Consider the following 6,000-nt stretch of genomic DNA (forward strand, 5'->3'; position numbering starts at 1 on the left):
GAAATATGTGTTCAACAGCTCGGCCGGAACGGCGATGAACTGCCGGATCGAAGCGCCTGGGAGGACACCATGTCCGAGGAAACCTCGCCGCCGGTGTCGGCGGCGGGACGAACTGCCGTCCCGCTCGACGACATCGACCGGCAGATCCTGAGGCGCCTCCTCGAGGACGGCCGTATCTCGGTCCGCGCGCTCGCCGAACAGGTGCACATCTCCCGGGCCAACGCCTACACCCGGATCGGCCGGCTCGTCGCCGAGGACGTCATCACCGGATTCACCGCACAGCTCAACCCCCAGCGGGCCGGCCTCGGCACCAGCGCCTACGTCACGATGAGCATCGAGCAGAACGCCTGGCGGAACATCTCCCGCGCACTGCGCGCGATCCCCTTCGTCGAACATGTCGCCCTCGTCACGGGCGACTTCGACGCCCTGGTGCTGGTGCGTGCCCCCGACAACCTGACGCTGCGCAAGGTGGTCCTGGAGAGCATCCACGCGGTGCCCGGGGTGCGTTCCACCCGCACCTGGCTGGTCTTCGACGAGGTGCGCGGGCGCGGCGCAACGCTGACCGGCTGACCCCACCACGGTCAGGGGACGGCCGGACCGACGCTGTACGGCGAGGACTCCGTGCGGCAGCTCGCGGTGGCGTTGGCGGGGACCGGGCGCACGGCCGTCAGCCTCTCCAGGTCGCCGCGAGTGCGAGCAGGGCGTCGTTCTCCTCCGGCAGCCCGATCGTCACCCGCACGCCCTCGCCGGGGAACGGGCGGACCAGGACCCTCCCGTCCGCGCAGTGCCGGGCGAAGGCGCCGCTGTCCGGACCGAGCGGCAGCCAGACGAAGTTGGCCTGGGAGTCCGGCACGTCGTGGCCGAGGTCCCGCAGCCGCGCGGCGACCCGCTCGCGTTCGGCGACCGTGAGGGCCGCCCGCCGGGCGACCTCCGCCCGCTCGCCGAGCGCCACCACGGCCGCCCGCTGGGCGAGATCGCCCACACTGAACGGCACCTGCGTGCGCCGGACGTGCGCGGCGATCCCGGGCGGCGCGACGCAGTAGCCGACCCGCAGGCCCGCCAGGCCGTACGCCTTCGAGAAGGTCCGCAGCACGGCCACGTTCGGCCGGTCGCCGAGCAGGGCGAGCCCGTCGGGGACCCGCGCCGGATCGGCGTACTCCCGGTAGGCCTCGTCGACCACGATCAGCACGTCCCGCGGCACCCGGTCCGCGAATTCGGTCAGCGCCCGCGCGCCGACCGCCGTGGAGGTCGGGTTGTTCGGGTTGCACACGAACACCAGCCGGGTCCGGGCGGTGACCGCCGCGGCCATCGCGTCGAGGTCGAGGGCCTCGTCCCGCAACGGCACCCGCACCGCCGTACCGCCCGCGACGGCGGTGAGGATCGGGTAGGCCTCGAAGGACCGCCAGCCGAAGACCACCTCGTCACCCGGCCCGACGACCGTGTGCAGCAACTGCCCGCACACCTCGGAGGACCCCGCGCCCACCGCGATCCGCTCCGGCTCCACCCCGTGGTGCGCGGCCAGCGCCCCGATCAGCGAGGAGGCGAACAGATCCGGGTACCGGGACACCCCGCCGGCCGCCTCCACGAGGGTCGCCGCCACCCCCGGCAGCAGCCCGTGCGGGGATTCGTTGCTGGCCAGCACCACGGCACCGGGCAGCTTGCGGCCCGGGGCCTGGCCGCCGGGCATGTGACAGGGAAAGCGTGAAGAGCGGACGACGACCGCTCAACCCTTTGGCGAATTCGGCTACGTATCGCCGGAAAGGGGGCGGGAGACCGGCAGACCGTCTCCCGGTGAGCCCGCCCGGACCTTCGGTGCGAGACGGACGGCGAGCGCCCGCCCCGGCGGGCGTCTCATCCGGCGGGCCGGACCGCCAGCACCGCCACCACCGCGCGGTGGTCCGTGCCCGGGAGCGTCCGTTCGCCGACCGAGATCCCCGTCAGGCCCCGGCCGTGCAGCACGTGGTCGAGCTGGACCAGGGGTGGGATCAGCGCCCTGTCGGCGGGCCAGGTGCGGGCCCAGCCGCGGCCCAGCTCGGCATGCGTGTCCGTGAGGCCCGCCGCGAGCAGGGCGCGCATCGGCGCATGGTCGAGGGAGGCGTTGAAATCGCCCAGGAGGACGGTGTCCGGGCCGCTGTCCCGGGCGACGGAGGTGAGCGCGGTGAAGTCCCGTGTCCAGCGGCCCGGGTCACCGAGCGGATAGTACGTGTGGACGGCCACCAGTCGGACGGTCCGGCCGCCCACGGTCACCTCCGCGGCGGTCTGCGGCCAGGTGGTGCCGGCGTCCAGCGGGCCGGCGTGGGTCAGCGGCAGCCGTGAGTAGAGCGAGGAGTCGTTCTCCGGGTGGAGTTCCTGGTGGGGCAGCACTCGGCCCAGACCCGCCTCGGCGAACGCCGCGACCCCGTCCCGGGTCAGCTCCTGCACGGCCAGTACGTCGATCCGCTCGGCCCGCACCAGCCGCAGCACCGCCCGCGGATCGACCCCGCCGACATGCGCGTTGAGCGTGGCCACCCGCAACTCGGTGGCCCCGGCCGGGACATGCCGCTCGTCCGGCAGGAAGCGCGGCACCAGCACGGCGACCTGGGCGACCGCCAGCAGCGCGACCACCGCCACCGTCCGGCGGGAGCGCAGGGCGGGCACGGCGAGAACGGCCACCAGCAGCAGGACGCTCAGCGCCGCGCCGTACGGGAACAGCACCACGGGAACCGCCAGCGCGCTTCCCGCGTCCAGTCCCGTCAGTCGCACCATGAGCAGGGCGAACATCCAGCGTCCTCCACTCCCGGGCCCCGGCGGCGATCACCGGGGCTCGGGGGCAGGGACGACGACGGCGGCCCGGACGGTTGCCGGACCTGGCCGCATGCCCTTCCGGGCATGATGACCGCAAGCGGTACGACACGGACGGACGGAGATGAATCGGTGCCGGAGCGGGACGGGACGGCGATACGGCTGGTCGGCAGGACCGAGGAACTCGCGCGCCTCGACGAGGTGATCGGCGGGCTCGGCCGGGACGGTGTTCCCACGGTGGTCGACCTCTCCGCGGACGCCGGCCTGGGCAAGAGCCGGCTGCTGGGCGAACTCGCCACACGGGCCCGGCGACACGGGCTGACCGTGCTGCGGGGGACGGCCACCGAGTTCGAACGGCACATCCCGTTCCAGCCGTTCACCGACGCCTTCGCCGACGCCGATCCCGCCTTCCTCGCCTCGGGCGCCGTACCGGAGGCGGCGGCCCCGGTGCTGTACGGGGTGCGGGAGACTCCGGCACGGGGCGGGGGACGGGACCGTTTCGGTCTCTACCGTGCCGTGGCCGAGGTGCTGGGCGGCCTCGCCGAACAGGGCGGAGTGGTGCTGGCGCTGGACGATCTGCACTGGGCGGACCCGGCCTCCCTGGAACTCCTCGACCAGCTCGTCCGGCATCCGGTGCGGGGACGGGTGGCGCTGGTCGTCGCCCGGCGCGAACGGCAGACCCCGCACCCGCTCGCCGCCGCCCTGGCCCGCGGCGTGGACCGGGGCGCGGTGCTCCGGATGCCGCTGGGGCCGCTGCCCGAGCGGGAGTGGACCGAGGCGCACGCCCCCGATCTGCCGCCCGAGGAGGCACGGCGGATCCACGCGGCCGGTGAGGGCAACCCCCTCTACCTGCGATGCCTGCTCCACGCCCACCGGCAGGGCGGACCCCTGCCCGCGGCCCGCGGGATCACCGCCGCCGGGGTGCCGGACGGACTGGCGGCGCTGCTCCTGGACGAACTGACCGCCCTGAGCGAGGAGGAGCGCCGGACCGTCGAGGCGGTGGCGGTCCTGGGCGAGCAGGCCACGCCCGCCCTGCTGCGGCTGCTGACCGGGAACCCCACGGCGCAGGAGCTGGAGACCCGGACCGGTGCGGCGGTACGGCGCGATCTGCTGCGCACCGGGCCCGACGGCCGCTGGGCGCTGCGCCACCCGCTGCTGCGGGCCCTGGTCCACGAGAACATTCCCGCGCCGCGCCGCGCAGACCTCCACCGCGCCGTCGCGGAGGAGCTGGCCCGCACCGGTGCCTGCGCCGCCGAGCGCGCCCACCATGTCGAGCGGTCGCTGACGGGCTGGAACCCGGTGTCGGCGGCCGTCCTCACCGAGGCGGCCGCCGGATACGCCCACACCGCACCCGCGACGGCCGCCCATCTGCTGGACGTCGTCCTGCGGCTGATGCCGGACACCCCCGCCCACCGGGCCCGGCGGGGCGAACTGACGCTGGCCCGTGCCAGGGCGCTCGCCGTCGGCGGCGCCCTGCGCGAGAGCCGGGACCTGCTCCACACGCTGATCAGCCGCTGCGGGCCCGACGACGCCGTCCTGCGCGGCGACGCGACGGCGCTGTGCGCCATGATGGAACGGCACCTGGGCCACTCCCCGGAGGCGACCGCCCTGCTCCAGCGGGAGCTGACCCGCGTTCCCGGCCCCGGCCCCCGCCAGGCGGTCTCCCTCGGCCTCGCCCTCGGCATGGCCGCGCTGAACACCGTCAGCTACCCGGCCGTCCGCGACGACCTCGCCCGCACGCTCGCGGTGGCCCGCTCCCACGACGACCCGACGGGAGAACTGGGCGCGCTGGCGCTGGCCGCGCTCGGCGAGGCGTACGAGGGCGACACGGCGGCGGCGAACCGGTCGGCCCGAGCCGCCGCCGCCCTCGCCGACGCGCTGACCGACCCCGACCTCACCGAACTCTCCGAGGCGCTGGTCTGGCTGGCCTGGGCCGAAGCCCTGCTCGAACGGCACGCCGACGCCGAACGCCACACCGACCGGGGACTGGACCTCGCCCGCCGCACCGGCCAGGTCCACGTCCTGCCCCATCTGCTCACCGCCCGGGCCTTCCTCCACCTGACCACCTGCCGGCTGCCCAGCGCCCTCGCCGCGGCCGAGGAGGCGGAATCCGTCGCCCGCGCCGTCGCCAGCGGTGACCTGCTCGCCTTCACCCTGAGCTTCAAGGCGCTGATCCTGCTGCTGCGCCGCCCGCTGGGCGACCCCCAGGCCCTCGCGACGGCCGAGGAGGCCGTGGCCGCCGCCGGCACCAGCCGCCACTGGTGGGCCTCCCTGGCCGGCTGCGTCCTCGGCCACATCACCCTGGTCGGCGGCGACCCGCACCGCGCCCGGGACGCCATCCTGCGCGCCGGCGGCCCCGACCTGCACGGCCTGCAACCCTCCACCCGTCCCGGCCAGCTCGACACCCTCGTCGCCACCGCCCTCGCCACCGGCGACCCCGAACAGGCCGCCCGCTGGGCCGACCGGGCCGCCGCGGAGGCCGACCGCATCGGCCTGAACGGCCAGCGCGGGGCGGCCCTGCGGGCGCGGGCGGCCCTCGCCCAGCACCACGGCGACCCCGCCACCGCCGCCCGCCTCCTGGAGGACGCCGCCCAGGCCTACGCCCCCTCCGGCGCCACCCTCTGGGAGGCGTACTCCCTGCTGCTCGCCTCCGTCCAGGCACAGGCGACCGGCGACCACCCGCACGCCAGCGCGCTGTGGGAACGGGCCCACCGCCTCGCCGACACCGGCGGCGCCCGCCTCCTGACCGACCTGGCCGCACTGGTCCGCCCTCGCGCCGAGGAACCCCCGCCCGCCCCCACCGAACTCGACCAACTCACCGCACGCGAACGGCAGATCGCCGAACTCGTCGCCGAGGGGCTGAGCAACCAGGCCATCGCCACCAAGCTGTTCCTCAGCCGCCGCACCGTCGAGACCCACCTGTCGGCCATCTACCGCAAGACCTCGGTACCGTCCCGCTCGGCCCTGGCCGGCCTGATGACCCGCACCGCCCTCGACCGGCATCCGTAGGACGGCGGCCGTAGCCGGCGGCCGTCGGTCGCCGACCCCGGGGCCGGGTGTCGTACCGGCGGAGGAGAGCGCGGCCCGGGACGTACTGCGGTTTCAGCGACATTCTTGCGAGGAGCCCCAGGCGTTTGCGCCTGGGAGGAATCGGATCGTGTGGTGGCGACGCGGAGCGTCGCAGTGTCCGGGATTTCGGGCGCGGAGCGCCCGTGGGGC

At 75.4% G+C, this 6,000-nt stretch carries 4 protein-coding genes; 2 read left to right on the forward strand and 2 right to left on the reverse strand.

Translation table 11 applies throughout. The features are described from left to right. The first annotated feature begins 69 nt into the window (after positions 1 to 69). Positions 70 to 570 (forward strand): Lrp/AsnC family transcriptional regulator, encoded by a 501-nt coding sequence (locus ABZ490_RS35980; RefSeq protein ID WP_359000012.1) that lies wholly within the window; start codon positions 70 to 72, stop codon positions 568 to 570. Between the two features lie 97 nt (positions 571 to 667). Here ABZ490_RS35980 and ABZ490_RS35985 read toward each other — a convergent pair whose 3' ends face one another. Together ABZ490_RS35985 and ABZ490_RS35990 are read right to left on the reverse strand one after the other, a co-directional pair. Then, positions 668 to 1,687 (reverse strand): histidinol-phosphate transaminase, encoded by a 1,020-nt coding sequence (locus tag ABZ490_RS35985; RefSeq protein WP_359000014.1) that lies wholly within the window; start codon positions 1,685 to 1,687, stop codon positions 668 to 670. A gap of 164 nt (positions 1,688 to 1,851) precedes the next feature. Continuing rightward, entirely contained in the window at positions 1,852 to 2,760 is a 909-nt protein-coding gene (locus ABZ490_RS35990; protein ID WP_359000017.1) for an endonuclease/exonuclease/phosphatase family protein, read from the reverse strand. Positions 2,761 to 2,868: 108 nt separating this feature from the next. On the opposite strand from ABZ490_RS35990, the gene ABZ490_RS35995 reads away from it, so the two are divergent. Further along, the gene (locus tag ABZ490_RS35995) at positions 2,869 to 5,790 is read left to right on the forward strand and encodes an AAA family ATPase (RefSeq protein ID WP_359000020.1); all 2,922 of its coding nucleotides are present in this window, start codon (positions 2,869 to 2,871) and stop codon (positions 5,788 to 5,790) included. The last annotated feature ends 210 nt before the right edge of the window (positions 5,791 to 6,000 follow it).

Source organism: Streptomyces sp. NPDC005811 (genome assembly GCF_040630405.1).
Taxonomy (GTDB): Bacteria; Actinomycetota; Actinomycetes; order Streptomycetales; family Streptomycetaceae; genus Streptomyces.

What these genes read in the sequence shown, in the direction of transcription:
- ABZ490_RS35980 (WP_359000012.1), top strand. Translation starts at nt 70, where the DNA reads ATGTCCGAGGAAACCTCGCCGCCGGTGTCGGCGGCGGGACGAACTGCC.
- ABZ490_RS35985 (WP_359000014.1), bottom strand. Translation starts at nt 1,687, where the DNA reads ATGCCCGGCGGCCAGGCCCCGGGCCGCAAGCTGCCCGGTGCCGTGGTG.
- ABZ490_RS35990 (WP_359000017.1), bottom strand. Translation starts at nt 2,760, where the DNA reads ATGTTCGCCCTGCTCATGGTGCGACTGACGGGACTGGACGCGGGAAGC.
- ABZ490_RS35995 (WP_359000020.1), top strand. Translation starts at nt 2,869, where the DNA reads ATGATGACCGCAAGCGGTACGACACGGACGGACGGAGATGAATCGGTG.